General features: G+C 65.6%; 26 protein-coding genes. 13 read left to right on the top strand and 13 right to left on the bottom strand.

What is annotated here, in order from left to right; translation table 11 throughout:
- Nucleotides 1-14: 14 nt before the first annotated feature.
- The 3 genes from AmiPiv_RS17275 to AmiPiv_RS17265 form a co-directional block, all read right to left on the bottom strand.
- Entirely contained in the window at nucleotides 15-680 is a 666-nt protein-coding gene (locus tag AmiPiv_RS17275; protein ID WP_340038728.1) for a lytic transglycosylase domain-containing protein, read from the bottom strand.
- A gap of 197 nt (nucleotides 681-877) precedes the next feature.
- Nucleotides 878-1,645 carry a peptidoglycan recognition protein family protein gene (locus AmiPiv_RS17270; RefSeq protein ID WP_340038727.1) on the bottom strand — a complete coding sequence of 256 codons (768 nt, stop codon included), beginning with the start codon at nucleotides 1,643-1,645 and terminating at the stop codon, nucleotides 878-880.
- The gene (locus tag AmiPiv_RS17265; RefSeq protein WP_340038726.1) at nucleotides 1,642-2,361 is read right to left on the bottom strand and encodes a DnaJ family molecular chaperone; all 720 of its coding nucleotides are present in this window, start codon (nucleotides 2,359-2,361) and stop codon (nucleotides 1,642-1,644) included. Before AmiPiv_RS17265 ends, AmiPiv_RS17270 begins: the two co-directional genes overlap by 4 nt.
- A 156-nt stretch (nucleotides 2,362-2,517) precedes the next feature.
- On the opposite strand from AmiPiv_RS17265, the gene AmiPiv_RS17260 reads away from it, so the two are divergent.
- Nucleotides 2,518-3,420, top strand: coding sequence for a DMT family transporter (locus tag AmiPiv_RS17260; RefSeq protein WP_340038725.1), 903 nt, complete (start codon nucleotides 2,518-2,520; stop codon nucleotides 3,418-3,420).
- A gap of 50 nt (nucleotides 3,421-3,470) precedes the next feature.
- Here AmiPiv_RS17260 and AmiPiv_RS17255 read toward each other — a convergent pair whose 3' ends face one another.
- Nucleotides 3,471-3,680: a hypothetical protein gene (locus tag AmiPiv_RS17255; protein WP_340038724.1), complete on the bottom strand. Its 210-nt coding sequence runs from the start codon at nucleotides 3,678-3,680 to the stop codon at nucleotides 3,471-3,473.
- 210 nt (nucleotides 3,681-3,890) lie between these two features.
- Between AmiPiv_RS17255 and AmiPiv_RS17250 the strand changes: the two genes are divergently transcribed.
- Nucleotides 3,891-5,138 carry a DUF3419 family protein gene (locus AmiPiv_RS17250; protein ID WP_340038723.1) on the top strand — a complete coding sequence of 416 codons (1,248 nt, stop codon included), beginning with the start codon at nucleotides 3,891-3,893 and terminating at the stop codon, nucleotides 5,136-5,138.
- Nucleotides 5,135-5,800, top strand: a complete 666-nt coding sequence (locus AmiPiv_RS17245; protein WP_340038722.1) for a class I SAM-dependent methyltransferase — start codon at nucleotides 5,135-5,137, stop codon at nucleotides 5,798-5,800. The genes AmiPiv_RS17250 and AmiPiv_RS17245 overlap by 4 nt, the downstream gene beginning before the upstream one ends.
- On the opposite strand, the gene AmiPiv_RS17240 is transcribed toward AmiPiv_RS17245, so the two are convergent.
- On the bottom strand, nucleotides 5,793-7,178 hold the full coding sequence (locus AmiPiv_RS17240) for a serine hydrolase domain-containing protein (RefSeq protein ID WP_340038721.1): 1,386 nt from the start codon (nucleotides 7,176-7,178) through the stop codon (nucleotides 5,793-5,795). The genes AmiPiv_RS17245 and AmiPiv_RS17240 overlap by 8 nt on opposite strands.
- Nucleotides 7,179-7,401: 223 nt before the next feature.
- On the opposite strand from AmiPiv_RS17240, the gene AmiPiv_RS17235 reads away from it, so the two are divergent.
- Complete coding sequence (locus AmiPiv_RS17235; protein ID WP_340038720.1) at nucleotides 7,402-8,205, top strand: glycoside hydrolase family 25 protein; 804 nt, start codon at nucleotides 7,402-7,404, stop codon at nucleotides 8,203-8,205.
- 190 nt (nucleotides 8,206-8,395) lie between these two features.
- Nucleotides 8,396-9,574: a lytic murein transglycosylase gene (locus AmiPiv_RS17230; protein ID WP_340038719.1), complete on the top strand. Its 1,179-nt coding sequence runs from the start codon at nucleotides 8,396-8,398 to the stop codon at nucleotides 9,572-9,574.
- Between the two features lie 68 nt (nucleotides 9,575-9,642).
- On the opposite strand, the gene AmiPiv_RS17225 is transcribed toward AmiPiv_RS17230, so the two are convergent.
- The gene (locus tag AmiPiv_RS17225) at nucleotides 9,643-10,866 is read right to left on the bottom strand and encodes an alanine racemase (RefSeq protein WP_340038718.1); all 1,224 of its coding nucleotides are present in this window, start codon (nucleotides 10,864-10,866) and stop codon (nucleotides 9,643-9,645) included.
- Nucleotides 10,867-11,039: 173 nt separating this feature from the next.
- Here AmiPiv_RS17225 and AmiPiv_RS17220 point away from each other — a divergent pair, with 173 nt between their 5' ends.
- On the top strand, nucleotides 11,040-11,936 hold the full coding sequence (locus AmiPiv_RS17220) for a DMT family transporter (RefSeq protein WP_340038717.1): 897 nt from the start codon (nucleotides 11,040-11,042) through the stop codon (nucleotides 11,934-11,936).
- A gap of 444 nt (nucleotides 11,937-12,380) precedes the next feature.
- Here the strand turns inward: AmiPiv_RS17220 and metF are convergent, their stop codons facing one another.
- Both metF and AmiPiv_RS17210 read right to left on the bottom strand, forming a co-directional pair.
- The gene (gene metF, locus AmiPiv_RS17215; RefSeq protein WP_340038716.1) at nucleotides 12,381-13,295 is read right to left on the bottom strand and encodes a methylenetetrahydrofolate reductase [NAD(P)H]; all 915 of its coding nucleotides are present in this window, start codon (nucleotides 13,293-13,295) and stop codon (nucleotides 12,381-12,383) included.
- Nucleotides 13,295-14,302 (bottom strand): ArsR/SmtB family transcription factor, encoded by a 1,008-nt coding sequence (locus AmiPiv_RS17210; protein WP_340038715.1) that lies wholly within the window; start codon nucleotides 14,300-14,302, stop codon nucleotides 13,295-13,297. The genes metF and AmiPiv_RS17210 overlap by 1 nt, the downstream gene beginning before the upstream one ends.
- A 118-nt stretch (nucleotides 14,303-14,420) precedes the next feature.
- On the opposite strand from AmiPiv_RS17210, the gene tsaA reads away from it, so the two are divergent.
- Nucleotides 14,421-14,924, top strand: coding sequence for a tRNA (N6-threonylcarbamoyladenosine(37)-N6)-methyltransferase TrmO (gene tsaA, locus AmiPiv_RS17205; RefSeq protein ID WP_340038865.1), 504 nt, complete (start codon nucleotides 14,421-14,423; stop codon nucleotides 14,922-14,924).
- A gap of 2 nt (nucleotides 14,925-14,926) precedes the next feature.
- Nucleotides 14,927-15,241, top strand: a complete 315-nt coding sequence (locus AmiPiv_RS17200) for a DUF2293 domain-containing protein (RefSeq protein WP_340038714.1) — start codon at nucleotides 14,927-14,929, stop codon at nucleotides 15,239-15,241.
- An 83-nt stretch (nucleotides 15,242-15,324) separates the two neighbouring features.
- Here AmiPiv_RS17200 and AmiPiv_RS17195 read toward each other — a convergent pair whose 3' ends face one another.
- On the bottom strand, nucleotides 15,325-15,921 hold the full coding sequence (locus tag AmiPiv_RS17195; protein WP_340038713.1) for a TetR/AcrR family transcriptional regulator: 597 nt from the start codon (nucleotides 15,919-15,921) through the stop codon (nucleotides 15,325-15,327).
- A 91-nt stretch (nucleotides 15,922-16,012) separates the two neighbouring features.
- Here AmiPiv_RS17195 and AmiPiv_RS17190 point away from each other — a divergent pair, with 91 nt between their 5' ends.
- Complete coding sequence (locus AmiPiv_RS17190) at nucleotides 16,013-17,035, top strand: hypothetical protein (protein ID WP_340038712.1); 1,023 nt, start codon at nucleotides 16,013-16,015, stop codon at nucleotides 17,033-17,035.
- A 361-nt stretch (nucleotides 17,036-17,396) separates the two neighbouring features.
- On the opposite strand, the gene AmiPiv_RS17185 is transcribed toward AmiPiv_RS17190, so the two are convergent.
- Together AmiPiv_RS17185 and AmiPiv_RS17180 are read right to left on the bottom strand one after the other, a co-directional pair.
- Entirely contained in the window at nucleotides 17,397-18,014 is a 618-nt protein-coding gene (locus tag AmiPiv_RS17185; RefSeq protein WP_340038711.1) for an MOSC domain-containing protein, read from the bottom strand.
- Between the two features lie 94 nt (nucleotides 18,015-18,108).
- The gene (locus AmiPiv_RS17180; RefSeq protein WP_340038710.1) at nucleotides 18,109-19,230 is read right to left on the bottom strand and encodes a beta-ketoacyl-ACP synthase III; all 1,122 of its coding nucleotides are present in this window, start codon (nucleotides 19,228-19,230) and stop codon (nucleotides 18,109-18,111) included.
- A 244-nt stretch (nucleotides 19,231-19,474) separates the two neighbouring features.
- Here AmiPiv_RS17180 and AmiPiv_RS17175 point away from each other — a divergent pair, with 244 nt between their 5' ends.
- The 3 genes from AmiPiv_RS17175 to AmiPiv_RS17165 are packed head-to-tail and all read left to right on the top strand — an operon-like array spanning nucleotide 19,475 to nucleotide 21,573.
- On the top strand, nucleotides 19,475-20,509 hold the full coding sequence (locus tag AmiPiv_RS17175) for a hypothetical protein (protein ID WP_340038709.1): 1,035 nt from the start codon (nucleotides 19,475-19,477) through the stop codon (nucleotides 20,507-20,509).
- Nucleotides 20,502-20,762 (top strand): acyl carrier protein, encoded by a 261-nt coding sequence (locus AmiPiv_RS17170; RefSeq protein ID WP_340038708.1) that lies wholly within the window; start codon nucleotides 20,502-20,504, stop codon nucleotides 20,760-20,762. Before AmiPiv_RS17175 ends, AmiPiv_RS17170 begins: the two co-directional genes overlap by 8 nt.
- Nucleotides 20,755-21,573 carry a hypothetical protein gene (locus AmiPiv_RS17165; RefSeq protein ID WP_340038707.1) on the top strand — a complete coding sequence of 273 codons (819 nt, stop codon included), beginning with the start codon at nucleotides 20,755-20,757 and terminating at the stop codon, nucleotides 21,571-21,573. Before AmiPiv_RS17170 ends, AmiPiv_RS17165 begins: the two co-directional genes overlap by 8 nt.
- Before the next feature lie 68 nt (nucleotides 21,574-21,641).
- On the opposite strand, the gene ettA is transcribed toward AmiPiv_RS17165, so the two are convergent.
- Nucleotides 21,642-23,291 carry an energy-dependent translational throttle protein EttA gene (gene ettA, locus AmiPiv_RS17160; protein ID WP_340038706.1) on the bottom strand — a complete coding sequence of 550 codons (1,650 nt, stop codon included), beginning with the start codon at nucleotides 23,289-23,291 and terminating at the stop codon, nucleotides 21,642-21,644.
- Nucleotides 23,292-23,457: 166 nt separating this feature from the next.
- Complete coding sequence (gene ampC / locus AmiPiv_RS17155; RefSeq protein WP_340038705.1) at nucleotides 23,458-24,630, bottom strand: class C beta-lactamase; 1,173 nt, start codon at nucleotides 24,628-24,630, stop codon at nucleotides 23,458-23,460.
- Nucleotides 24,631-24,755: 125 nt separating this feature from the next.
- Between ampC and AmiPiv_RS17150 the strand changes: the two genes are divergently transcribed.
- Nucleotides 24,756-25,628 carry a LysR family transcriptional regulator gene (locus tag AmiPiv_RS17150; protein WP_340038704.1) on the top strand — a complete coding sequence of 291 codons (873 nt, stop codon included), beginning with the start codon at nucleotides 24,756-24,758 and terminating at the stop codon, nucleotides 25,626-25,628.
- Nucleotides 25,629-25,649 lie beyond the last annotated feature (21 nt).

Below are 25,649 nucleotides of genomic sequence, written 5' to 3'. Positions count from 1 at the left end.
CTGGTTGCTTTCCATCAGGCACCGGCCAGGCGTGACTGCACCTTCTTGCAGTAGGCGGCCGAGACCGGGTTCATGCGCTTGGCGCCGTGGCCGGCATTATACTTGAGGATCGTGCCGCAGGTGGCACCGCCGCTCAGTTCGTGCGCCTTGGCCAGATACAGCATGCCGAACTTGATGTTGGTCTCGGGGTTGAAGAGCCCCTTGGCGGAGCCGCTGTAGCCCATCATGCGCGCCGTCGCCGGCTTGATCTGCATCAGCCCGATCTCGCCGGCCCTGCCGCGCGTGTTCGGGCGGTAGTTGCTCTCCACGCTGATGACGGCATGGGCGAGCGATACCGGCACACCGTAGGCCGAGGCGTAGCGGGCGACGATCTCGCCAAAAGGCTTGCTGGAGGCGGTGGTCTTGGTGGCCTTGGCGGACTTGGCGGCCTGCTCCTTGACGGTCTTGGCGCCCTTGCCGCCGATCGACGCCGTGGTGAAGGTATCGATCTCAGCCTTCTTCGAGCAGCCGAACAGATATGGGCAATCGTCGGCCTTCTTGGCTTCGGCCTTGGCGTTCTTGTTCTTGGCGGTCTGTTCGATGATCGTCTTGGAGGCCCTGACAGCGCCTTCCTGGGCGTGAGCGGCAAAAGAAGTCAGGCCGGCGGCTAATGCCACCGCAACAACGGTCAAATTCTTCATGTTATCCTTGTTCTCGACAGGCCGCGCGAACAATATCGCGCAGCATCCCTTCCTAAACGCCGGGGGCTCTCTTCGGAGCGTTGGCAGGATTTGCCCGGCGCCTTGCACGGCGATGCATTTGCCGGGCGAACTGGCGGGAAAAAAGGCGCGGCAAGTCACATTAGGTTACAATATGTAACTATGCGAATCACATCTCTTTATTGGTCAAGGCCTTCGGGAAGCTCGGCGATCAGCCGCCTGAGCGTCGACAGCGTCGAGGCGTCGGCGACGCCGTCGACGCAGCGCGTCCGGAAATGTCGTTGAAATGCCTGCACCGTGGTCTCGGTCAGATCGTCGAACCGGCCGGTGATCTCGACCCCGTAGCCGTAGAGCGCGAGCATCGACTGCAGCTCCTCCACCGTCTCTCCGGCATCGCCCGGTTTCAGGCCGGCGCGCCCGTCGCGCGGCGAAGGTGCGACCCAATGCCCTACGCCGGCTTCGAACATCGCGCGCCAGGGGAACTTCTCGCCAGGGTCGATCTTGCGGCCGAGCGCCACGTCCGAATGGGCCAGCACGCGCTGCGGCGCGACCTCGTGGCGTACGATGATGCCGCGGCAGAGTTCGATGACAGCGCCGATCTGGCGCTTCGGGAAGGCCGGGTAGCCGAAGGCATGGCCCGGATTGACGATCTCGATGCCGATCGAGCATGAATTGATGTCGGACTGGCCGCTCCAGGAACTCTTGCCGGCATGCCAGGCGCGGTCGCCTTCCCGGACCATCTGGACGATGCGCCCGTCCTCGTGGACGAGATAGTGCGAGGAGACCTCGCTTACCGGGTCGCACAACCAGGCTTCGGCGCTCGCCCCGGTCTCCATGCCGGTATAGTGCAGCACGATCATGTCGGGCTTGGCGCCCTCGCGGCGCGGCCCGAAATTGGGCGAAACGCGCACGTCGGCATGCCGATGATCGGGCAAGAAACCGCTCATACGTGCCGGAGCCCCTTCTCGATCATCTCATAGGCCGCGTTGATGGCGGCGATGCGCGTGGTGGCGATGCGGATGAATTCCTCGGGCAGCCCGCGTGCGATCAGGCGGTCCGGATGATTGTTGGCGACGAGCTTGCGATAGTGCTTGCGCACGTCCTCGAACGGCTGTCCCGGCTCGATGCCGAGGACCCGATAGGGATCGGTTTCGCCGAGGTCGAGATGGCGCGCCAGGATGGTCTGGTAGTGGCCCTCCTCGATGCGGAAGATCTGCGAGACGTGGTGCAGGAACGTCCCCTCGCGCTGGTGCATCATCCCGTCCGCCTTGGCGATGTGGAACAGCCCGTCGAGTATGTCCTCCAGCATGCCGCAGTTGGGGTGGCCGGAGCCGCACAGGCGCGCCATCCGCTGGGCATAGATCTCGTAGCCGGCGACGTCCTGCTGGGCGATGTTGTAGAGGCGCTCCACGTCGCGGGCATGCTGCGGCGGCACCGTGAAGATCTCGTAGAAGGCGCGGATCTCGTCCTGGGAGACGATGCCGTCGGCCTTGGCCATCTTGGCCGAAAGCGCGATCATCGCCACCGAGAAGGCGACGCGCCGGCGCAATTCGGCATCGCCCGAAAAGATAGTCCGGACGGCCTCCACGACGTCTGCGACGCCGCTCGCTGCTGTTGCCGAGATACGCGCGACAAAGTCGCCGAGACGGTCCCAAATCGACATGGCCAGCTTCTTAGGATGAAACACTCGCGAAGGCGAGATGCCAACTTGCATGCCGGCAACTTTGTCGGCAAGGGGAGCGGCCCGCCTCTGGACCATAGTTCTGGACCAACCGAAATCGCACGACGCGCCGCTTCGGCCCGGCTATCGGTTGCGCCCATGGACGCACGCAATCCCAACCCGCCGGCATCCGCCGTTTCGCGCGAGACGATCGGTCTCGCATTGGGGGCTTTGGGTGTGTTCATCTTCGGCGGAACCCTGCCCGCGACGCGCGTGGCGCTGGGCACCTTTTCGCCCTGGTTCATCACCTACGGCCGCGCCGCCATGGCCTCGATCGCGGCGGCGGCGCTGCTCGTCGTGTTGCGCAAGCGCTTCCCGAGGCGAGATGCGCGCGCCCTCTTCGTTGCCGGCCTGCTGCTGGTCTTCGGCTTCCCGGTCTTCTCGTCCATCGCCATGCAGACCGTGCCGGCGTCCCACGGCGGCGTCGTCCTCGGCGTGCTTCCCCTGACCACGAGCATCTTTGCCGCGCTGATCGGCGGCGAGCGGCCGTCGGCGTTCTTCTGGCTTTGCGGGGTCGCGGGTGCGGTGCTGGTGATGGCCTTCGCCATGCGCGACAACGGCATGACGCTGACCATCGGCGACCTCTTCCTCCTGCTCGCGGCCCTTTCGGCAAGCCTCGGCTACGTCGTCTCGGGCAAGCTGTCGCGCCACATGCCCGGCTGGGAAGTGATCTGCTGGTCGCTGATCCTGACTGCGCCGATCTCCATCCCCGCAGCGATCTGGAGCTGGGATCAGGCCTTCACCCTGGCGTCCCCGGCCGAGACCTTCGCGTTCTTCTATCTCGGCTTCGGATCGATGTTCCTGGGCTTCTTCGCCTGGAATGTCGGTCTCGGCATGGGCGGCATCGCCCGTGTCAGCCAGGTGCAGCTGCTGCAGTCCTTCGTCACCCTCGCCATCTCCGCCTACCTGCTTGGCGAACAAGTGGGCGCGCAGACCGTGTTGTTCGCCCTCGGCGTCATCGCCGTCGTAGCACTGGGGCGGCGGGCACGCGTGTCGCGCTGAACGAAAAAGGCCGGAGACTGAGCTCCGGCCTTTCTGCCACCCACCGCTGACTATTGCCCGGAGGCATCCGGCTGCACCGGCTTGGGCTGCGTCGGTTCGCTGCCCTGCATGGCGCCGCCGGTGCCGGTCTGCGGCGCCGGCTGCTCGGTCGTTGCCGGCGGCTGGTCCACGCTCTGCGTGGTGGTGCTGTCCGTGTCGCTGCAGGCGGCAACGCCCAGCAGGGCGATCGCCGCGACCGACGCCAGAATGATTTTCTTCATGACCTCTCCTTTCACCGACACGCCCGTCGAGCGGGCAGTCGGAGACACAATGCGGCGCCAGGCGAGCGGTTTCATAACGTTCGGTGACCGTCTGTCACATTGATACGCTCGCCGGCCGGCTGTCGCGTGGCCGTCATTGCTCCGTCACCGCGCTGTCATGCCCGTGCGCTACCCGCTGCGCCCAGCAACGAAGTGGGGAATCGCATTTCCATGACCGACGTTTCCGGAGAACTCGTCTTTCGTCGCGGCAGGAAAGTCGGAAAGGCGGTCTACCGGAACCGCCCGCTTTCCAAGGCCGGCATTTCGGAACGGCTCTTCGCTTTGCTGTTCTCGGGCCTCGTCTACCCGCAGATCTGGGAGGATCCCGAGGTCGACATGGAGGCGATGCAGCTTTCCGAGGGCCACAGCATCGTCACCATCGCCTCGGGCGGCTGCAACATCCTTGCCTACCTGACGCGCTCGCCCGCACGGATCGACGCAGTCGACCTCAACGCCGCCCACATCGCTCTGAACCGCATGAAGCTGACGGCGGTCCGCCACCTGCCTTCCCATTCCGACCTGTTCCGCTTTTTTGGCGAGGCCGGCGTCGCGCACAATTCGCATGCCTACGACCGCTTCATCGCGCCCCAGCTCGACGCCACGAGCCGCAGCTACTGGGAGCGCCGCGACTGGCGCGGCCGGCGCCGCATCGCCACCTTCGACGGCAATTTCTACCGCACCGGCCTGCTTGGCCTGTTCATCGCCGCCGGCCACGGCGTCGCCAAGCTCTACGGAGTCGATCCGTCCGGCATCATGCTCGCCGGCGGCCGCGAGGCGCAGCGCCGCTTCTTCGACGAGCAGCTCGCCCCGGTGTTCGATCGGCGCATGCTGCGCTGGGTCACGTCGCGCAAGGCCTCGCTCTTCGGCCTCGGCATTCCGCCCGCCCAGTACGACTCGCTGCTGACCTCGGGCGACGGCTCCATGGCCGGGGTGCTCAAGGCCCGCCTCGAAAAGCTCGCCTGCGACTTCCCGCTCGAGGACAACTATTTCGCCTGGCAGGCCTTCGCCCGGCGCTATCCGAAACCGGGCGAAGCCGCGCTGCCCGCCTATCTCGAACAGGCGAACTACGCCACGATCCGCGGCAACGTCGACCGCGTCGCCATCCACCATGCCAACTTCACCGAGCACCTCGCTGCCAGGGAGGCCGCATCCGTCGACCGTTTCGTGCTTCTCGACGCCCAGGACTGGATGAGCGACGCCCAGCTCAATGCCATCTGGACCGAGATCAGCCGTACCGCGGCGCCGGGCGCCCGGGTGATCTTCCGCACCGCCGCCGAACCGAGCCTGCTGCCCGGCCGACTGTCACCCGCGCTCCTCGACCAGTGGAGCTACGAGGAGGCGCAGTCGCGCGACTTTACCGCCCGCGACCGCTCGGCCATCTATGGCGGCTTCCACCTCTACGTGAAGAAGCCCGCATGAGCGCCTCCGATTTCTCGTCCGCCCATTCCGGCCTTATGGACCGCGTCTACCGGCACCAGCGCCACATCTACGACCTGACGCGCAAATATTACCTGCTCGGCCGCGACCGCATGATCGCCGAACTCGATCCTCCGGCCGGCGGCACCGTGCTCGAGCTTGGCTGCGGCACCGGCCGCAACCTCATCCTTGCCGCCCGCCGCTTCCCCGACGCACATTTCTACGGCCTCGACATCTCCGCCGAGATGCTGGCGACGGCGCGGGCCTCGATTGCCCGGGCCGGCCTGTCCGACCGCATCACGCTCGCCCAGGCCGACGCGACCGCCTTCGACGCCAAGGCGCTGTTCGGCCGCAGCGGCTTCGACCGCGTCTTCGTTTCCTATTCGCTGTCGATGATCCCCGGCTGGGAACGTGCGGTGGCGGCCGCGCTGAACGCCGCCGACGGCTCCCTCCACATCGTCGACTTCGGCCAGCAGGAGCGGCTTCCGGGTTGGTTTCGAACGCTCCTGCGCGGCTGGCTTGCGAAATTCCACGTCTCCCCGCGCGAGACGCTGCTCGCCGAGGTCGGCCGCCAGGCCCTCGCCCTGGGACGCAATCCGCACTTCTCCGTGCTTTACCGCGGCTATGCCTGGCTCGTCGTCGTCGACGGGCCGGGATCTAGTTGAGCGCCGCCACCAGCGCCGCCAGCATCGCCTGCGGCTTGTAGTGCAGCGTCGACGGCGTCAACCCCATTCGCACCACCACCAGCCTTTGCGACGGCACGATCGCCACGCTCTGTCCGTCATGGCCCTGCATCCAGAAGGTGTCCGCGGGCAGGTCGAAGCCCTTGTCGGGATCTTCGCCGGGCGGAGAGCCGCCTTCCGGTCCCCGCAGCCACAGCTGGCCGCGGCCGTATTCGCCGTTCGAGGCGGGTGCCGCCTCGCGCATCCAGCCGACGAACCCTTCCGGCAGGATGCGGTTCCCGTCCCATGTCCCGTCCTGCAGGAGCAACTGGCCGAAGCGTGCCCAGTCATGCGCGCTGGCATACATGTAGGACGAGCCGGCGAAGGTACCGCGCGCATCCGCCTCCAGCACCGCGCTCTTCATGCCCGCCGGCCCGAACAGCCTTTCGCGCGGCCAGGCGAGCGCCCGCGCCGGATCGCCCACCGCATCCTGCCACAGACGCGACAGCAGCAGCGTCGTGCCGCTGGAATAGGAAAACACCTTGCCGACCTCGCCCGCGAGCGGCTTGGCCGCCGCGAAGCTCGCCATGTCGGTTTCGAGGTAGAGCATGCGCGTGACGTCGGTGACGTCGCCGTAATCCTCGTTGAAGGCGAGCCCGCTCGACATCGCCATCAGGTCGGCAAGGCTGATCTTGGCGCGCCAGTCAGCATTCCAGCCTTCGAACAGCCCGGTCTTGTCGACCGACATCCTGCCCTCGCCCACCAGGGTGCCGATGATCGCAGCCGTAACCGTCTTGGTCATCGACCAGCCGAGCAGCGGCGTAGCCTGGCTGAAGCCCTCTCCATAGCGCTCGCCGACGATCCGGCCGTCCTTCACCACGACGATCGCCCGCATCCCGGGGCCCACCAGGCCGGCATCGTCGAGGACCGCACCGATCTCGGGCGCCTGCGACGGCTCGACCCGCTCGCCCTCGGGCCACAGCGCGTCCGTGTCGGGTGCGGCCGCGACCGGCACCGGCCCGAGCTTTGCCGCGGCAATGTCGCCATCCGGGACGTTCGTGCATCCGGCCCCGTCCTGAGCGACCGCGAGGCCCCTGCCGAAGAGCCCGAAGAGCCCGGCCCGCACCGTGCCGGCGCTTTCGTCGACATCGACCGACATCAGCCTGAGCAGCGGATGCCCCGGCGCCTGCACGTCGTCGGCCAGCACTTGTTCCGCGTCGCGGCCGGCGATGAAGACGTTGGAGCAGACGATCTTGGCGGCGTAGCCGGACCCGACCCGGATCAGCTCCGGCGGGGTGAAGTAGAGCCAGCCGAAGAGCCCCGCAGTGGCCAGGGCCAGCAAAGCCGCGAGCCGCCGCGCTATCCTGCCTGCCATGCGCATCGCTCCCCCTTGCGCCCCCCGCGCCATCGAAATGCCGTCATTCCTTCCGCAAATCTCGAAGGCTGTCGAGCACGATCAACGGTTTATCAACCATGATCGGCGAGACAGGGAGGGGATATGCGGTCTCGTGGGGAACCGCCATCCAGCAAAAATCTGATTGGTCGTCAGGACCAGCCCCAAAGCCAGTTGGTTCGACCGGTTGCGCCGGTCCCAAGGAGACGTGATGCGCAGCCCTTCGGCCCTTTTGCTGCTCGCCTTCCTCGGCGCCTGTTCGACCGCTGACACCCTGTCCCTGGCGCCTTCCGGCAAATCGTCCACGCTCGCCGGCGTCTCGGTCAAGAACCCGCGCTTCAGCGACAGCGATCCGCACCAGTGGGACAGCGGCGCGCCCTGGACCTACGCCATCCACGGCACCGACGTCTCGAAGTACCAGACCTCGATCGACTGGCAGACCGCCAGGGGCAGCGGCATCTCGTTCGCCTTCATCAAGGCGACGGAGGGCGGCGACCGCATCGACGACTATTTCGCCGAGCACTGGCGCGCCACCAGGGCCGCCGGCGTGCCGCGCGGCGCCTACCACTTCTACTATTTCTGCCGCCCGGCGGCCGAGCAGGCGCGCTGGTTCATCCAGAACGTGCCCAACGAGGCCTCGGCGCTGCCGCCCATCCTCGACATGGAGTGGAACCCGGATTCGCCGAGCTGCAAGCTCCGGCCGCCGGCAACAACCGTGCGCAGCGAGATGAAGACATTCCTCGACATCGTCGAGAAGTATTACGGCAAGAAGCCGATCATCTACACCTCGGTCGATTTCTTCGACGACAACGACCTCTCGACCTTCCGCGGCTATCCCTACTGGCTGCGCTCCGTCGCCGGCCATCCGACCCAGAAATACGGCGACCACCCCTTCACCTTCTGGCAGTACACCGGCACCGGCGTGGTGCCCGGCATAAGCGGCAACGCCGACATCAACGTGTTCAACGGCAGTGAGCAGGCCTGGAAGAAGTGGCTCGCCGTGAACACGCGTTAGGGCGCGCGGACTCCCGCCTGCCTTGATCTCCAGATTTCGCATGGCAGATGCGACAACAAGAGGGAGTGCGGATCCAACCCCGCTCCTGTAGAAGTCCGGCCAAGCCATCCAGCCTGCCGTCTTGCCCGCTTTTCGCCATCTGGCGCGGGCATGAATGGAATCTGCCAGGCAAAGCAAGAGACCTCTGCCCATGAAACTGCTCAGCAAAGCACTCGCCGCTCTCCTCGTCACCGCCACGGCGCTGCCGGCAATTGCCCAGGAATGCGGCGCCGACTTCGCCACCTGGAAGCAGAACCTCGCCAACGAGGCGCGCGCCGCAGGCGTCGGCGAGAAGGGCCTTGCCGCGCTTGGCTCAGCAACGCTCGACCCGAAGGTGCTGGAGCGCGACCGTGCCCAGGGCGTCTTCTCGCAGACCTTCGCGCAATTCTCCGACCGCATGATCAGCAGCTATCGGCTCAAGAACGGCGCCGCCAACCTGCAGAAATATGCCCAGTACTTCGCCAAGGGCGAGCAGGACTACGGCGTGCCCGGCCCGGTGGTCGCCGCCTTCTGGGCCCTGGAGACCGACTTCGGCGCTGTCCAGGGCAATTTCAACTCGCTGAACGCACTCATCACGCTGGCGCATGACTGCCGCCGCCCTGACCTGTTTAGGCCGCAGGTCGTGCCGCTGCTCACGCTGATCGACCGCGGGGTGCTTCCGGCCGACGTCAAGGGCGCCTGGGCCGGCGAGATCGGCCAGACCCAGATCCTGCCGTCCGACTATCTCGCCCGCGGCGTCGACGCCGACGGCGACGGCGTCGTCGACCTGCGCAACACGCCCTCCGACGTCATCCTGACCACCGCGCGCAAGATCGAGTCGCGCGGCTGGAAGCGCGGCCAGCCCTGGATCGAGGAGGTTCGCGTTCCCGCCGAGATGGCCTGGGAAATGACCGGCCGCACCAACAAGCTGCCCCTCGCCGAATGGACGAAGATGGGCGTCACCAACCGTGACGGCAGCCCGCTCCAGGACAACGGCCTGAAGGCCGGCGTCGTGCTGCCGATGGGCCGCAAGGGACCGGCGTTCCTGGCCTACGATAATTACGACGTCTACCTTCAGTGGAACCAGTCGGCCACCTACACCTTGACCGCCGCGCACCTCGCCGCCCGGCTCGCCGGCCAGCCCGCCTTCGGCCTCGGCAACCCGGATGCGGGCCTCACCGGCGAGGCGATGAAGGCCCTGCAGCAGAAGCTCGCCGACAAGGGCTACGACGTCGGCGGCATCGACGGCATCCTCGGCACCAACACCCGCGAGGCCATCCGCCAGGAGCAGATGCGCCTCAAGCTGCCGGTCGACGGCTGGCCGACGCAGGAGCTGCTGGCGAATCTGTGAGTGAGTAGTGGGTAGTGAAGGACTGATGGCACGCACGCGCCGTCACTATTCCCTACTCGCTTCTTCTCTCACTCCGCCGCCATCGTCTCGAGGCTGGCAAAGCCCTGCGGCGCCTCGCCCTCGTCGAACGGCGTCGTCACCTCCACGAAGGTGTCGGGATAGAAGCCGTTGAAGCGCGTCCTCAGCGACAGCGAATAGGCGCCGATATGGCCGATCTCGATCCAGTCGCCTGTGTCGATGGTCTCGGGCAGCCAGAACGGCCGCGACAGGATGTCGACGGAATCGCAGGTCGCCCCGCACACCTTGAACGGCACGATGTTGCCGGCATCGCCATTGCGCGTGCGGATCGCCGGATCCGGGATGAAGCGCGCGGGCAGCGTGATCTTGCCGGTCCATGAATCCGACAGCGATGCCCAGATGCCGTCGTTGATGTAGAGCCGCCGGCCCTTGCGCAACAGCACGCGCACGATCAGCGACAGGCAGCGCGCCACGATCACGCGGCCTGGCTCCGCCACCAGTGGCATCTCGTCGAAGCCGTACTCCTTCAGGTCGGCGCGGAAGCGCGACATGATCTGCCCGATCGACGGCATGGCCGGCTTGCGGCTGTTCGGGTCGTGGCCGTATTCGGCCGGAAATCCGCCGCCGACGTCGAGGCCGGCAAGGTCGAAGCTGACGCGATTGCGCACCCAGTCGACCGACGCCAGCGCCCGCTCGTAGGTGTCGGGGTCCTCGATCTGGCTGCCGACATGGAAGCACAGGCCGACCTTGTAGCCGTTGCGGTTCAGCCGCTCGGCCAGTTCGACCGCATTCGCCGGCCCCGCCCCGAATTTCTTCGACAGCTCGTAGGCCGCCGAGCCCTTGGTCTGCACCCGCACGAACACCGAGATCGCGCCCGGGTCGATGTCGAGCGCGCGCACCACGCGGTTCAGCTTGTTGATCTCGTCCTCGTGGTCGACCGAGATGACGCGGATGCCGTAGGTCTCGAGCGCCAGCCGGATGTCCGACTGCGCCTTGACCGGATGCATGTAGAGCATCTCGGCGTCCTTCGAGACCTCCCGCACCGCGGCGAACTCGCCCGGAGAGGCGACGTCGAAGGCGGTCACCCCGGCCTCGACCAGCGCCTTGAGCACGATCAGTTCGCCATTGGTCTTCACCGCATAGGCGGTCTTGCCCGGAAACATCTCCATGAAGGCGCGGGCATCCGTCTTCAGCACTTCCGGCCGGAAGCAATAGATCGGGGCATCGGGGCGGAGAGCGAGGGCTGCCTCGCGTGCATTCTCGAATCGCTGCATGGAAGCTCCTCGTCTGCCGGCTGGAATCTAACCCAAGCGAACCGCGATGCAACCTGAGCAGATTTGACCGATGCGTTTGGCAGGAGTGTTGCGTCAGGCTGTTGGAATCGGGTGGCCCTACCGGTGAAACGCGCTTAGCGGTCGAATGTGACGAAGCGAAGAAGGGATTCGGCATGACTGCGCGCGACTGGGCAAGGCTGCTGCTGCTCGGCATGATCTGGGGCGGATCGTTCTTCTGCGTCGCCATCGCGGTCCCCGAGATTCCGCCGCTCAAGCTGGTGATGTTCCGGGTGCTGATCGCCGGGGCGGCCCTCCACCTCTTCCTGCTCCTGCGCGGTCCGTCCTTCCGACTGGCCCTGCCCCACGCCGGCATCCTGTTCTTCCTGGCGCTGCTCAACAACGTCGTCCCGTTTTCGCTGATCAGCATCGGCCAGACCGAGATCGGCGCCGGCCTCGCCTCCGTCCTCAACGCCACCACCCCGTTCTGGACGCTGATCGTGGCCAACGCCTTCACCAGCGACGAGAAGCTCAACTGGAACAAGCTCGCCGGCACCGCGCTCGGCATCGCCGGCACCGCCGTCATGGTCGGCCCGGGCATCGTCGCCGGCCTCGGCGGGCCGGTCTGGGCCAAGTTCGCGCTCGTCGGCGCCTCGCTTTCCTATGCGTTTGCGCTGATGGTCGCCCGCCGGATGCGCGGCGTTCCTCCGGCGATCATCGCCACCGGCCAGATGACGGCATCCACCATCATCATGATCCCCGTCGTGCTCGCGACCTACGGCACCACGAACCTGTTCGCGGCCAGCGCCAATGCCTGGCTCGCCACGCTGGCGCTGGCCCTGGTGGCCACCGCCTTCGCCTATATCCTGTTCTTCAAGCTGGTCGCCTCGGCCGGCGCCACCAACACCTCGCTGGTAACGCTCATCGTGCCTGCGAGCGCCATGCTGCTGTCGGTGACGTTCCTCGGCGAGCGGCTGGAGCTGTTCGAGATGGGCGGCATGGCGCTGATCGCCCTTGGACTGGTCACCATCGACGGACGCCTGTTCAGGCGCCGCCAGGCGGCGGGGGCATAACCCCGATCAAGCACAATTCAAGATTGCTGCGGCGTCCCTTTTTGCGCGCCCGACGGGACGCACTTCACTGGTGTTGCTAATCGATTAGCCACAATTTCTCCACAACCGTAAGCGCCGCATTTACCGAACAAATCCAAAGGCTAAGCGGAATGAATTTGTCGTTTTTCTCATAATCCTGTCGCAATGCAGCACATTTTTTTCTTGTGTGTGGCCGAAATGCCCCTAGATTCCGCTCTGTGGCTTGCAAAGAGGAGGCTATGCATGGGACTGACTAGGTCAATCAATGCACTCATGATTTGCGCGGCCTTTGCCTTCATAGCCGCGCTGATTGTTGGAGTTCTTCCATAAGGCCGCTTGACGGCGGAAGACGATGACACCTCCAAGGTGGAAGCTTCGAAAAGGCCGGGATCACCCTCCCGGCCTTTTTGATTCGGGGCCGCGCCCTCAGGCCGCGGCCGAGCCCTGCACCGCCGGCTGCGGGCGGATGCCGATCATGTGGCACACCGCGACCACCAGGTCGGCCCGGTTCATGGTGTAGAAATGGAAGTCGTTGACGCCGCGCTCGACGAGGTCCAGCACCTGCTCGACAGCCACCGCGGACGCCACCAGCGCATGCGTCTGGGGGTCCTTGTCCAGCCCTTCGAAGCGCTCGGCGATCCATTTCGGCACATGCGCGCCGCAGCGGGCCGAGAAGTTGGCCACCTGGGCGAAGCTGTGGACCGGCAGCACGCCCGGCACGATCGGAATGTAGATGCCGGCCTTGCGGGCGCGCTCGACGTAGCGCTCGTAGAGGTCGTTGTCGAAGAAGAACTGGGTGATAGCGCGCGTCGCGCCGTTGTCGACCTTGCGCTTGAGCATGTCGAAATCGGTGGCGAAGTCGGGGCTCTCCGGATGCTTTTCCGGATAGGCCGACACAGAGATGTCGAAGTCGCCCTGGGCCTTCAGCGCGCCGACGAGTTCGGCGCCGTTGGCATAGCCGCCCGGATGCGGCTGGTAGGCCGCGCCCACGCCCTCGGCCGGGTCGCCGCGCAGCGCCACGAAGCGGCTCACGCCCATTGCCGCGAACTCGGCGATCACCTGGTCCACCTGCTCGCGGGTGGCGTCCACGCAGGTCATGTGCGCCGCCGGCGTCAGCGTCGTTTCGTCGAGGATGCGCTTGACGGTGCGGGCGGTGCGCTCGCGCGTCGTTCCGCCGGCACCGTAGGTCACCGACACGAACTGCGGCCTGAGCGGCTCCAGCCGGGTCACCGTGTCCCAGAGGCGTGCCTCCATGTCGTCGTTCTTGGGCGGGAAGAACTCGAAGGAAACGCGGATCTTGTTGCCGATGTCGGAGCGCCTGGAAAGATTGTACTGGTTCATCAGGCGGTTTCCCTCGCGGCTTGGATTTCAGGATTGGGGTCGGCGATCAACAGGCGCTTGTCGCGTGCCAGCCAGAGCTTCACCGTCAGGCTCGCCTTGGCCGAGTTGCGCGGCTCGAATTCCTGCGTGTCCTCGAGCTCCAGGCCGGCTTCCGCCAGCCAGTCGGCGATTTGCCGGTCGGAGAAGCCGAGCCGCTGGTGCGCATGCTCGGAGCGCAGGAAATCGAGCCCATGCGGGGCGAAGTCGACGATCACCAGCCGCCCTGCGGGGCGCAGCAGGCGCGCGGCCTCCTGGATGGCGCGGGCCGGATCGTCGAGATAGTGCAGCACCTGGTGGATGGTGACGAGGTCGAAGGCGTCGCGCTCGACCGGCGGCGAGAAGATGTCGCCCTGGCGCACCTGCGCGTTGGCGATGCCGGCCTTGTCGAGATTGGCGCGGGCGACCGTCAGCATCTCGCGCGACATGTCGATGCCGACGCCCCGGCGGTAGAGCGGCGCGAAGATCTCGAGCAGGCGGCCGGTGCCGGTGCCGAGGTCGAGCATCGACTGGAATGGCCGCTTGCCGACGAGCTTGAGCAGGGCCGCCTCGACCGCACGGTCCGGCGCATGCAGCGATCGGATTTCATCCCAGCTCGCCGCATTGGCGCTGAAATAGTGCGCCGCCCGCTCCTGGCGCCGGCGCTTGACGTCGCCGAGCCGCTCCAGGTCGCGCGTGACCTGGCCGTCGCCCCTGTCGATGCCGGCGACCAGCCCCTGCACGAAACCTCGTTCCTGATCCGCATCGGAAAGCCGGAAGAACGCCCAGGACCCCTCCTGGTAGCGGTCGATCAGCCCGACCTCGAGCAGGAGCTTGAGGTGGCGCGATACGCGCGGCTGCGACTGCCCGAGGATCTCGGTAAGATCGGACACCGTCAGGTCGCCGCGGGAAAGCAGCGTCAGGATGCGTAGGCGGCTGGATTCGGCTGCCGCCTTCAAGGTATCTACCATCGTATCGAGCGTCACGTGCATCGGTTTATCTCTTGCCAAAAGACATAAACATATCTTTATGTGACACAGAGAGCGATTGCAACGCCCAATGTCGCATGCGGGCAAGAAAATGGCGCGGCCGTGGGAGGTCATCATGCAGATGTTCGAGCAGCGCGAGGGCGAAGTCGCACTTTCGGGCGATCCGGCCTCCGAGGCGAACGATGCCCGCCTGGCCTTCATCGGCCGCATCCGCTCGCCGTGGAAGCGGCGCGAGGACTGCCCCAAGAACATGGATGCCGCGCGCGAAAAGGGCGGCGGTGCGACCGTCACGGTCGACGTGCCCTATCGTGCCGGCCTCGCTGGTCTCGGCGGCTTCAGCCATGTCGTGGTGCTCAGCTGGTTCGAGCAGGCGCCGCGGAATCTGATTGTCCAGAAACCGCGCCATGCCACTGACGCCAAAGGCGTTTTTGCCCTTCGCTCGCCGGCCCGACCGAACCCGGTCGGCCTGCATGTCGCCCGCGTCGTGTCGCTCGACGTCGACCGGGGAATCGTCGAGATCGACGCCATCGATGCGCTAGACGGCACGCCCGTCATCGACCTGAAGCCCTATTTCGCCTCGGTCGACGCCTTCCCGGACGCCATGCGTCCGAACAAGGAAGCCTGACCATGGCAGCCCCCACCGGTCGCCAGCGCGCCGTGGCCAAGTCGCTGACCGCGCTGCTGCCGCTCGCGCCTTACGCCGACACCGAGGTCATCCGCGCCGATGCGCTCGCCGTGCACATGAAGACGCTGCCGCCGTCGATCGCCGTCTGGCTCGCCACCGTCGCCCATGTCCGCCACGCTCATACCGACTACGAGAAGCTGTTGTCCGAGGGCTACGATCGCGATTCCGCCCGCTTCTTCGTCGTCGACCAGATCAACGCCACCCTCACCCGCTGGCGCGCCACGCGACTGCTCGATGCCGACGACGAGGATGTGTAGCAGGCCACCTGAAGCGCCGCGTATCTTCGGCCAGCCTGCTGGCGGTCGGAGGCCGATCGCTCGACCGGCGCCATCCCTGCCCATCAGGACCCTTGGCGGCCCGTCAGCCAGTCGACGGTCTTTCTCAGTTCGGTGGCCTGAGCGCTCGGATCGTAATCACGATCGCCGGTCGCCAGGAAACTCGCGTCGAACAACCGCTGGATCCAGCGGGCCGTCCGGTCCGGACCGAATGCCAGTCGGCGCCCGTCGGCGGCCATCCGCTCCAGCAGGCTTGTCAAGGCGGCCCTCAACCTGGCTTCGTCGCCGGCGAGCAGGCGGCCAAACTCCTCGTCGCGATAGGCCTGCAGCACCGCAGCCGCCATCAGGCCGGGCGCCAGCGGGTCCGCCAGGCTGACCACGAGGTGATCCACCAGCAGTTCAAGGCCTGCCTCCGCCCGAACTGCGGTCACCGCTTCCTCGTAGATTGCGGCACTGCGCTCGAAATCGTCGCTGAACACGGCGTGGAAGATGTCGCGCTTGGTCGGGAAGTAATGGAACAGCGTGCCCGAACCGATGCAGGCACGCCTGCAGATCGCCGCGGTCGACGTGCCGTCCACGCCGTTGGCGGCAAACTCCGCGGCAGCGGCAGCGACGATGTTTGCCCGCTTCAGGGCATGTTTCTCGGGATCGACGGTTCGCATTGGGTCCAGATGTATCCATTGACAGCCCGAGGCGCCATAGTCATAAATAGAGCATGCGCTCCATTAATAACAGATGACCATGGAGTTCCCGATGCCGCCGCGGATGCAACGCTTGCCGGCGGTTGTCGGCCTTTTTTTCCTGTCTCCGATCTGCGCCGAATATTTGATCGGCTACGCCGAGAGCATCGGCAATCCGCTGGAGATGCTCGCGGGGCTGCTTATCCTCGGGCCACTATACGGAGCCGTCGCGTTGCTCATCCGGGAGTTCGCGCGGCGGGCCGGGCGGGGCTGGCCGTCGATCCTGCTGCTCGGCGGCGCCTTCGGGCTGGTCCAGGCGGGGCTGATCGACCAGAGCCTGTTCAATCCCGAATATGGCGGCGAGGTCGATATTCCCTACTGGGACGCCGAGCGGCAGCCTACGCTTGTCCAAGGCCTCGGGGTAAGCGCCAACCATGTGCTGGACTTCGTCGGCGGGCACATCATCTGGAGCTTCGCCGCGCCGATCGCCGTGGTCGAATCCTGCGTGCCCAGGCTTGCCCGCCGCCCCTGGCTCGGCAAGCCTGGCATAGCCGTGATGGTGGCCCTCTACCTGATCGCGGCCGCCCTCGTCTTCAACGACCATCTTGAGACCGAGCAGTTCATGGCGACGCCAACGCAACTGGCGACCGCGGGGGCGATCGCATTGCTGCTTGCCGTCGCCGCCTTCGCAATCCCCCGGCGCTCCGGCCTCGCAGACGGCTGGGTGCCGCGGCCCTCGTTCATCGGCTTGCTCGCGTTGGCAGCGCTGATCGTGCACACGTTGTCGTCGCCGAGCTGGCCAGGGCTCGCCTTGTCCGCCGCGGCACTTCTCCTGGCCGGAATGCTCCTGCTCCATTTTTCCGGCCGCGCGGCCTGGACGCAAAGGCACGTGCTGGCGGCGGCAGGCGCCGCCCTCGTGGTCAACGCCGCCCTGGCCTTTGCCGTCGCCCCCCTCGGCAATCCGTCCTACGCGATGAAATACATCTCCAACACCGCGATCATGCTCGGGGTCCTGTCGCTGCTCGCATGGGCCTTCATGCGGCTGTGCCGGGCGGAATCCGCCGCGGACCGCGTCGACGCAAGGGACAAATCCTAGACCGCGCAGACCAGTGTGCGGCCTGCATGTCGCCTTCGATCTGGCCCATTGCCCGCAGGCGCCATCCCTGATTTCCTCCCCGGCCAGTTCAGCACAAGGAGGCGACGCATGGCAGAAGAACCCTACCGCCACCATCACAAGGACGGCAGCCTCTGGGTCGTCGGCCAGCTGCGCGACGGCAAGGCCAAGGCTACTGGGAATGGTTCCGCAAGGACGGCACGAAGCTGCGTTCCGGCCACTTCGACAAGGGCGTCCAGGTCGGCGACTGGACGACCTGTGACAAGACGGGAAAAATCTACAAGGTCACCACGATCAAGAAGCCGAATACGGCTTCGATCACCGGGTCCGCCACATTGCCTCGCTAAGCCCGATAGATCCACTGCTCCGGCACGCGCACGCTGACCTCCTCGCCGGCGCTGATCACGCCCGGCTTCTCGACCCAGGCAACCAATCCGCGCAGGCGGCGAGCCATCTTGGGGAACAGCAGCGAGCCGGCATCCTGGTCGGCCATGCGCGCATGCTCGGCAACCGAGCGTCCGGAGAGCCGGCAGGGCGCGTTCTGGCCGTCGATCTTCACGGTCACGCCGCCCTTGAAGAACAGCATCGTGCCTGCCGGCAGCATCGACAGCATCGGCACGCCTTCGAGCAGGAGATTGGCCCCGATCCACTCCGGCCGGACCTCGGCGAGCCCCATGCGCTCGGCGATGATGGCAAGTTCGTCGGGCGCAACGATCGACAATTGCCGCTCGTTGCGCATCTCGGTGCCGCGCGGATACCACGGCTCGCGCCCGCCCGAGCGGCGGGTGTGGCCGGCATGGTAGTCGCCTTCGATGCCCTCGAAACCCAGGGGCAGCGTCTCCACCACCCGGGTGACGAAATGGTCGAAAGGCGCCGTATAGACGCCGGCGACGCGGGCGGTGAGCTTCCTGCCGGGCAGGATTTCGGGTTCGCCTTCGCGGTGCATCGTCGGATCGAGCATCTTTCGCCTCTCGGTATCGGGCCGCAGCTTTGGCCCGCATCCTTCTGGAAATCCAGACAAAAAGCCTGATCTTTCACATCACTGGCTTTGATCGCTACATCATCCTGACCAGCGCGCCACCGATCGAATAGCCGGCGCCGAAGGCACAGATCAGCCCGTGGTCGCCCGCCTTCATGTCCTCGTGGTTTTCCTTGAGCGCGACGATGGCGCCAGCGGCGGCCGTGTTGCCCAGCCGTTCGAGCACCATGGGCGCGGTGTCCTGGCCGGCCTCGTGACCGAGCGCCAGCTTCAGGATCATCGCGTTCATGCGCGCGTTGGCCTGGTGCAGCCAGTAGCGGCGCACGTCCGACGGCGTCATGCCGTGGTCGGCCAGGAAGGCGGTGATGAAGCGGTGCGCCGCATGCGTCACCTCCTTGAACACCTTGTTGCCGACCTGCTTGATCATGTTGCCCTCCATCTCGACGACGGAGGTGCCTTCCTGCCCTGCCCTCAGCAGGAAGCCGAAATTGGTGCGGATGTTGTTGGAGAACTGCGTCCAGTTGCGCGTGTCGAGGATCTCGAAGCGGCCGGGCCGCGTCTCCTTCGGCCCGAGCGCCTCGACCACCAGTGCCACCGACGCGTCGCCGAAGATGAAATGCGTCTGCCGGTCGCGGAAGTTGAGGTGTCCGGTGATGATCTCGGGCGTGACGATCAGCACGCGCTTCTGTCCGCCCGCGCGCACCAGATTGTAGGCGACATGCAGCGCCGCTGCCGCCGAGGAGCAGCCGAGATTCATGTCGAAGGCCGCGCCCTCGATGCCGAGTTCCTTCTGGATCTCGATCGAGATCGCCGGATAGGGCCGCTGCTGGTGCGAGGCCGCGCAGATCACCATGTCGATGTCGGCGCCGGTGAGCCCCGCATGGTCGAGAGCCTTGCGCGCCGAAGCGACCCCGAACTCCGCTTCCACCGACAGCGCGTCGTCGGCACGCGCGGGAATGCGCGGCGCCATGCGCTCGGGGTCGAGGATGCCGTCCAGCGTGTGCACGTGCCGGCGCTTCACGCCCGAGGCATAGACGATGAAGTCGCTGTCGGACTTCGCCAGCGGCTCCTGCCCGGTCGCCTCGCGCTTCACATTTTCTGTTTCGACCCAGGCGTTGAAGCTGTCGACCAGTTCGTCGTTGCTGATAGAGGCCTCGGGGATTTCGACGCCGATGCCGCTGATGATGACGCGATGCATGAAATACTGTCCGTCCAATTCTCGTGCGGTCAATGCAATACCGCCTGCACAATCCTACTGACGTCTAGCGCATGGCCTGCAATTTCGGAATCGGTTTCGCATGGCCATCATCATCGGCCTTCATGCATTTGAATACCAACTTTCCGCTGAATTCGTGAAAGCTCATGCACGAAATACGCGAACACGCTTGAGCCACCAAATTGAATCCGCTACGAGGGGTGAATTACATACCCGGCAGTAGCCAATGCTTAAAATTCATCACGACCCTGATAGAGCTGATGCATATAAAGCCATGCAGCCGTTTCGTTTCGACGAACAGCTAAGGTGCATCTGTGTTTTCGACAAAGACCTCATCGCAGAGATATTTCGGTCGGATCGGTTCAAGGTCATCGCTTTTGCTGACCATTACCGCCAGATAGCAGACCGCACCACGATAAATTTCGATGCGAGCATTGCCGCACTACACCATGTGCCGCTGGCCAACGAGGGCGACCATCACCGCCATCTCCGCGGACAGGTCGCGTCGGTCATTGGCGCGGATTCGCGCGGCAAGCTGCGTGCCATCGAAGACTTCATCGCGGCGCTGGCAAGCGAGACCTTCACCGCCGGACGCGAAGTCGATCTGGTGCACGACGTGGCCATGCCGGTCTTCGACAGATTGTTCTCGCTCTGGTTCGGCCTGGCGCAATCCGAACTCGTCGAGCACATGAATGTCTCGCAGGTCTTCGACATGACCATGAGCCTCAACCGCCGCAAGGGCGTGAATGAGCAGGTGGCGGCCATGACCTGCGCTTTTGCCGGGCAGCAGGCCCGGCTGCCGACGACGCCGGAGATCGCCGTCGCCATGAACATCCTTGGCAACGACGCCCTCATCGGCTCGATTGCCCTGTCGTTGTGGCACACCCTGTCGCGCAACCCCGGCAAGCGCCTGGATGAGATCGTCTATCCCGACGACCTGCCCTCGACCGGCGTCCCCTTCATCGAGAGGGTAGCCACCGAGGACCTGGAAATCGGCGGCCTGGTCGTGGGCAAGGGGCAGCGCGTCCGGCTGATGATCGACGCGACCGCCTATCACGTCTCCGAAGACGAGGCCGATCTGCTGTTCGGCAGGGGACGCCACCTCTGCCTGGGAAAGCCGGCGACCCTCGCCATCTGGCGCAGCCTGATCAAGGCATTGGCGGCCAACGCACGGCGTTTCACCATCGGTGCAATCAGGATGAGGACCGGGGACTACGCCTTCAGCTTCCCCGAATATGCGCGAGTGAGCATCCATGACTGAAGATATTGGCCGTGCCTGCGTCGAGATGTTCCGCGACATTGCCGGCCTGAACAGCTCGAGCCACGGCGCTGGTATTTCGGATGCGCAGATACTGTCCGATCCGATAGATTCCTTCGACGTCGACAGCCTCACCGTCATGGAATACGTCATGGGGCTGGAGGAGCGCTTCGGCGTCCTGCTCGACGAGGAAGCCGTCAACGGCTGCGCCAACGTCGGCGAACTCGCGGCGCTCATCTCGGCCGCGCGTGTTTAGGTTCCGCAGGCGATCCGCCACCGAGGTCGCGGCCGAGGCGGCCTCCCCCGGCCTTGGGTTGAAGCTGCCGCGCGGCATATCGAAGAATCTCGTCCGTTTCGGCCTGATGAGTTCCGCCGAACCGCCGTTGACGCGCTTCTCGCGCACCGAAATCGCACCCCACGTCAATCTCTACTCGGCCGGGCGCGGCGCCCCCAATCTCGTCGTCGGCTTCACCACCAAGCATGGCTTCATCATGATGGGCGCGTCGCTGTTCCTCCAGGATCTGGACGACGCCGGGCACGACTTCCTGCAGCTTGCCGATCCCCGGCGCGAGTTCTTCGATGGCGGCATCGAGGGGTATGCCGCGTCGCTGCACGACCTGGCCTTGCGCGTCGGCGACCTCGCCCACCGGCGCGGCTACCGGTCGATCGTCACCTACGGCACCAGCATGGGCGGCTTTCCCGCCATACGAGCCGGCAACCTCATGGCCGCGGACCGGGCGATCAGCGTCGGCGGCAGGTTTACCTGGCATCCGGGATCGATGGCGAAGGGCCTGCGGGTCGGCGCGTTTGATGCGCTGTGCAACTGTCGCTTGCCGCTGGAGACGCCCAGCTATCTCCTCTACAGCACGGGCTGCCGGGAAGACGTCGACCACGCGGCCATGCTCGCCGCGATCGCCCCCGCAAGCCGCAGGATCGGCGTGCCCTGCCGCAAGCACAACTTCCCGATCGCCCTCAAGGACAAGGCAAGCCTCGGCGGCTTCCACGCCGAGATGTTCGATCTCGCCCGCGAGCCCGATCCGGCCCGCATTGCCGCATTGATGGGTTGAGCGGCGGGTAGCCCCACCTCCAAAATGAAAGCGCCCCGCTTTTGGCGGGGCGCTGGAAGTTCGGGAGCTTAGCGCGTCAGGCGCTTGTGGGTCATGCGGTGCGGGGTGGTTGCCTCCGCGCCGAGACGGCGGACCTTGTCCTTCTCGTATTCCTCGAAGTTGCCTTCGAACCACTCGACATGGGCGTCGCCCTCATAGGCGAGCATGTGGGTCGCCATGCGATCGAGGAACATACGATCGTGGCTGATGATGACGGCGCAGCCGGCATAGGCTTCGAGCGCGTCCTCGAGCGCGCCCAGCGTCTCGGTGTCGAGGTCGTTGGTCGGTTCGTCGAGCAAAAGCACGTTGCCGCCGTTCTTCAGCATCTTGGCGAGGTGGACGCGGTTGCGCTGGCCGCCCGACAGGTTGCCGACCTTCTGCTGCTGGTCGCCGCCGCGGAAATTGAACGACGAGCAATAGGCGCGGCTGTTCACTTCGTGCTTGCCGAGCTTGATGACCTCGGCGCCGCCGGAGATCTCTTCCCAGACGGTCTTGTTCGGGTCGAGCGCGTCGCGGCTCTGGTCGACATAGCCGAGCTTGACGGTCTCGCCGACATGGATCGAGCCGCTGTCGGGCGTCTCCTGGCCGGTGATCATCCGGAACAGAGTGGTCTTGCCGGCGCCGTTCGGGCCGATGACGCCGACGATGCCGCCGGGCGGCAGCCTGAAGGCCAGGTCCTCGATCAGCAGCTCGTCGCCGTAGCCCTTGTTCAGGCCTTCGACCTCGATGACGCGGTTGCCGAGGCGCTCGATCGACGGAATGACGATCTGCGTGTCGGTCGGCTTGCGGTTCTGCGACTGCTCGACCAGTTCCTCATAGGCCTTGATACGCGCCTTCGACTTGGTCTGGCGTGCCTTGGGCGAGGACGAAATCCACTCGCGCTCGCGCCAGATCGCCTTCTGGCGGGCGTCGTCCTCGCGGCCTTCCTGGATCAGGCGCTTGGCCTTGGCGTCCAGGTACTTGGTGTAGTTGCCCTCGTAGGGGATGCCGCGGCCGCGGTCGAGCTCGAGGATCCAGCCGGTGACGTTGTCGAGGAAGTAGCGGTCGTGGGTGATGATCAGCACCGAGCCCGGATAGTCGCGCAGGTGCTTTTCCAGCCAGCCGGTGGTCTCGGCGTCGAGGTGGTTGGTCGGTTCGTCGAGCAGCAGAAGGTCGGGCTGTTCGAGCAGCAGGCGGCACAGCGCGATACGGCGGCGCTCACCACCAGACAGCTGGGTGACCTCGGAATCGCCGGGCGGGCAGCCCAGCGCGTCCATCGCCATCTCGACCTGCTGTTCCAGGTCCCACAGGTTGAGGCGGTCCATCTCGTCCTGCAGACGCGCGCCCTCGTCGGCGGTCTCGTCCGAGTAGTTCATCATCAGCTCGTTGTAGCGCTCGATGATGGCCGTCTTCTTGGCGACGCCTTCCATGACGTTCTCGAACACGGTCTTGTTCGGATCGAGCTTGGGCTCCTGCGCCAGGTAGCCGACGGTGGCGCCCTCGGCCAGCCAGGCCTCTCCCGACCATTCCTTGTCGAGGCCGGCCATGATCTTCAGCACGGTCGACTTGCCGGCGCCGTTCGGGCCGAGGATGCCAATCTTGGCGTCCGGGTAGAACGACAGGTTGAGGTTATCCAGCACCTTCTTGGTGCCGTAGGACTTGGTCAGTCCCGCCATGTGATAGATGAACTGGCGTGCCACGCGCGCGTATCCTGCTGCTCAGTTGGTGGAGAGTTGGCCGCTATGTAGGCGATCCAGCCCGAAACGGCAAATGCTTTCGGGCATCGCCGCCACCACATGCCAGGTTCGCACCCCGCCGCGCACCGGCGCGGCGCAGGGCGAGGCGCTTGTTTTCCCCACCAAACCCTCAGTCGGACTGCCCGTCCAGCGCCTGCAGGATCCGGTGCGCGGCCTTCACCCTTGCAGGGATCGGGAAGTTCCTGTTCGCCAGCATGACGATGCCGATGTCTTTGGAGGGAACGAAGGCAACATAGGCGCCGAAGCCGCTGGTCGAGCCGGTCTTGTTGACCAGCACGTCGCCCTGCATCGGCTGCGGCGGCGCAAGCTTGGTCACCGTGTTGGGCTCGAGCGCCATTTGCGTCGAATTGCCGGCAAGCAGCCGCTCCAGGCTGGCGGGATAGGCGTACATCTCCCACCCCAGCCCCTGCGTCGTGTCGCCCACCTTGTAGTAGCCGGTTTGGGTCGCGGCCATCGCGCGCTGCAGCGCTTCGTCCAGCCCCGAGCCATCCATGTTCGCCTCGACGAAGCGGATCATGTCGGCGGCGGTGGTCTTCACGCCATAGGCTTCCGAATCCAGCACGCCCGGCGACACCCGGATAGGTTTGCCGGCCTTCGAATAGCCGAAGGCGTAGTCGCCCATCCGCGCCTTGGGCACCGAGATGTAGGTGCTTGCCAAGCCTAGCATCGGGAACAGCCTTTGCTCCATCAGCTCGTCGAAGGGCGCGCCCATGCTCTTTGCGGCAAGATGGCCGAACAGCCCGATGCTCGGGTTCGAATAGACCCGGGTGCTGCCTGCGGCATAGTCGGGGCGCCAGCCCTTGTAGTAGTCGACCATCGTCTCGCTGGAGACGCCGTCCGGAAACTGCAGCGGCAGCCCGCCCGCCGTATAGGTGGCGAGATCGAGCAGGCTGACCTGGTCAAAACTGCTGCCGGCAAGCCCTGGCAGGTATCTGCTCGCCCGGTCGCCAAGCGACAGCTTCCCTTGCGCCTGCGCATAGGCACCAAGCGTCGCGGTAAAGGTCTTGCTGACCGAGCCGATCTCGAAGATCGTGTTCTCGGAGACCTTCTGTCCGCCCTTTTTCGAGGCGACGCCGTAGTTGAAGACATGCTTCTTCCCCCGGACGGTCACCGCCACGGCCATTCCCGGCACGCCGTTTTCCTCCAGCACCGGCCGGATCGCCTCGTCAACGACACGTCGAAGCGTTGCCGCGTCGGCATCCTCCGCGGCCTGTGCCGATGCGCCGAATAGCAGGCTGCCGGCCATCAGGATTCCGACGGTGGGAAGGCCAATATTTCTCATAACTATACTCGCTGTTGCAATTGTCCGCCGCCTCCCAAAGCCGATACGCGGGAACTTGCCCCTCGCCAAACGATCAATTCTCTGCTCAGGCATGAGAAAAACTTGGTCTTGGAGAATTGCTTCGCATGGAAGTTTCGCAACTGCCCCTCAACGCCCTGCGCGCTTTCGAGGCCTCTGCCCGGCTCGGCAGCTTTACCCGCGCAGGCCTCGAATTGCGGGTAACGCAGACGGCGATAAGCCATCAGGTCAAGGCGCTCGAGGAGACGCTGGGCGCGACGCTGTTCAAGCGCTTGCCGCGCGGACTGACCCTGACCGACGAGGGCCATGCCTTGCTGCCGGTGCTTACCGACGCGTTCCGCCGCATGAGCGCCACCCTCAGCCAGTTCGAGGAAGGCAATTTTCGCGAGATCCTGACGGTGGGCGTCGTCGGGACCTTCGCCATCGGCTGGCTCCTGCCCCGCCTGACGTCCTTCAAGCAGCAGCACCCGCACGTCGACCTGCGGCTGAAGACCAACAACAACCGCGCCGACATGCTCCTCGACGGCCTGGATTTCTTCATCCGCTTCGGCGACGGCGCATGGCACGGCACCGACGCATCCCACCTGATGGATGCCCCGCTCTCCCCCGTCTGCTCGCCGTCGATCGCAGCACGGCTGGCGAGCCCGTCAGACCTCGCCGGCGAGGAACTGCTGCGCTCCTACCGCAGGGATGAGTGGGCGCTGTGGTTCGGTATTGCCGGCCTGGAGCCGCCCGCCCTGCGCGGCTGGATGTTCGATTCGTCGCTCTCGCTGGTCGAGGCTGCCGCCCAGGGCGCAGGCATTGCGCTCGTGCCTGTCGCCATGTTCACCCGGGAAATCCAGCAAGGCCGCGTCGCCCAGCCGTTCAGCACGGCAGTCGCGACCGGCAGCTATTGGCTGACGCATCTGAAATCGCGGCCGGAAACGCCGTCCATGAAGGCGTTCCAGAAATGGCTGAAGATCGAAGTCGGCGGGACTTGATCGCACGCCGTCCGAAATATG

This window comes from Aminobacter sp. Piv2-1 (genome assembly GCF_037625995.1).
GTDB lineage: Bacteria > Pseudomonadota > Alphaproteobacteria > Rhizobiales > Rhizobiaceae > Aminobacter.
Note: the sequence above shows the minus strand (reverse complement) of the source record. Positions and strands in the feature narration are given on the sequence as shown.

What these genes read in the sequence shown, in the direction of transcription:
- AmiPiv_RS17275 (WP_340038728.1), bottom strand. Translation starts at nt 680, where the DNA reads ATGAAGAATTTGACCGTTGTTGCGGTGGCATTAGCCGCCGGCCTGACT.
- AmiPiv_RS17270 (WP_340038727.1), bottom strand. Translation starts at nt 1,645, where the DNA reads ATGAGCGGTTTCTTGCCCGATCATCGGCATGCCGACGTGCGCGTTTCG.
- AmiPiv_RS17265 (WP_340038726.1), bottom strand. Translation starts at nt 2,361, where the DNA reads ATGTCGATTTGGGACCGTCTCGGCGACTTTGTCGCGCGTATCTCGGCA.
- AmiPiv_RS17260 (WP_340038725.1), top strand. Translation starts at nt 2,518, where the DNA reads ATGGACGCACGCAATCCCAACCCGCCGGCATCCGCCGTTTCGCGCGAG.
- AmiPiv_RS17255 (WP_340038724.1), bottom strand. Translation starts at nt 3,680, where the DNA reads ATGAAGAAAATCATTCTGGCGTCGGTCGCGGCGATCGCCCTGCTGGGC.
- AmiPiv_RS17250 (WP_340038723.1), top strand. Translation starts at nt 3,891, where the DNA reads ATGACCGACGTTTCCGGAGAACTCGTCTTTCGTCGCGGCAGGAAAGTC.
- AmiPiv_RS17245 (WP_340038722.1), top strand. Translation starts at nt 5,135, where the DNA reads ATGAGCGCCTCCGATTTCTCGTCCGCCCATTCCGGCCTTATGGACCGC.
- AmiPiv_RS17240 (WP_340038721.1), bottom strand. Translation starts at nt 7,178, where the DNA reads ATGCGCATGGCAGGCAGGATAGCGCGGCGGCTCGCGGCTTTGCTGGCC.
- AmiPiv_RS17235 (WP_340038720.1), top strand. Translation starts at nt 7,402, where the DNA reads ATGCGCAGCCCTTCGGCCCTTTTGCTGCTCGCCTTCCTCGGCGCCTGT.
- AmiPiv_RS17230 (WP_340038719.1), top strand. Translation starts at nt 8,396, where the DNA reads ATGAAACTGCTCAGCAAAGCACTCGCCGCTCTCCTCGTCACCGCCACG.
- AmiPiv_RS17225 (WP_340038718.1), bottom strand. Translation starts at nt 10,866, where the DNA reads ATGCAGCGATTCGAGAATGCACGCGAGGCAGCCCTCGCTCTCCGCCCC.
- AmiPiv_RS17220 (WP_340038717.1), top strand. Translation starts at nt 11,040, where the DNA reads ATGACTGCGCGCGACTGGGCAAGGCTGCTGCTGCTCGGCATGATCTGG.
- metF (WP_340038716.1), bottom strand. Translation starts at nt 13,295, where the DNA reads ATGAACCAGTACAATCTTTCCAGGCGCTCCGACATCGGCAACAAGATC.
- AmiPiv_RS17210 (WP_340038715.1), bottom strand. Translation starts at nt 14,302, where the DNA reads ATGCACGTGACGCTCGATACGATGGTAGATACCTTGAAGGCGGCAGCC.
- tsaA (WP_340038865.1), top strand. Translation starts at nt 14,421, where the DNA reads ATGTTCGAGCAGCGCGAGGGCGAAGTCGCACTTTCGGGCGATCCGGCC.
- AmiPiv_RS17200 (WP_340038714.1), top strand. Translation starts at nt 14,927, where the DNA reads ATGGCAGCCCCCACCGGTCGCCAGCGCGCCGTGGCCAAGTCGCTGACC.
- AmiPiv_RS17195 (WP_340038713.1), bottom strand. Translation starts at nt 15,921, where the DNA reads ATGCGAACCGTCGATCCCGAGAAACATGCCCTGAAGCGGGCAAACATC.
- AmiPiv_RS17190 (WP_340038712.1), top strand. Translation starts at nt 16,013, where the DNA reads ATGCCGCCGCGGATGCAACGCTTGCCGGCGGTTGTCGGCCTTTTTTTC.
- AmiPiv_RS17185 (WP_340038711.1), bottom strand. Translation starts at nt 18,014, where the DNA reads ATGCTCGATCCGACGATGCACCGCGAAGGCGAACCCGAAATCCTGCCC.
- AmiPiv_RS17180 (WP_340038710.1), bottom strand. Translation starts at nt 19,230, where the DNA reads ATGCATCGCGTCATCATCAGCGGCATCGGCGTCGAAATCCCCGAGGCC.
- AmiPiv_RS17175 (WP_340038709.1), top strand. Translation starts at nt 19,475, where the DNA reads ATGCTTAAAATTCATCACGACCCTGATAGAGCTGATGCATATAAAGCC.
- AmiPiv_RS17170 (WP_340038708.1), top strand. Translation starts at nt 20,502, where the DNA reads ATGACTGAAGATATTGGCCGTGCCTGCGTCGAGATGTTCCGCGACATT.
- ampC (WP_340038705.1), bottom strand. Translation starts at nt 24,630, where the DNA reads ATGAGAAATATTGGCCTTCCCACCGTCGGAATCCTGATGGCCGGCAGC.
- AmiPiv_RS17150 (WP_340038704.1), top strand. Translation starts at nt 24,756, where the DNA reads ATGGAAGTTTCGCAACTGCCCCTCAACGCCCTGCGCGCTTTCGAGGCC.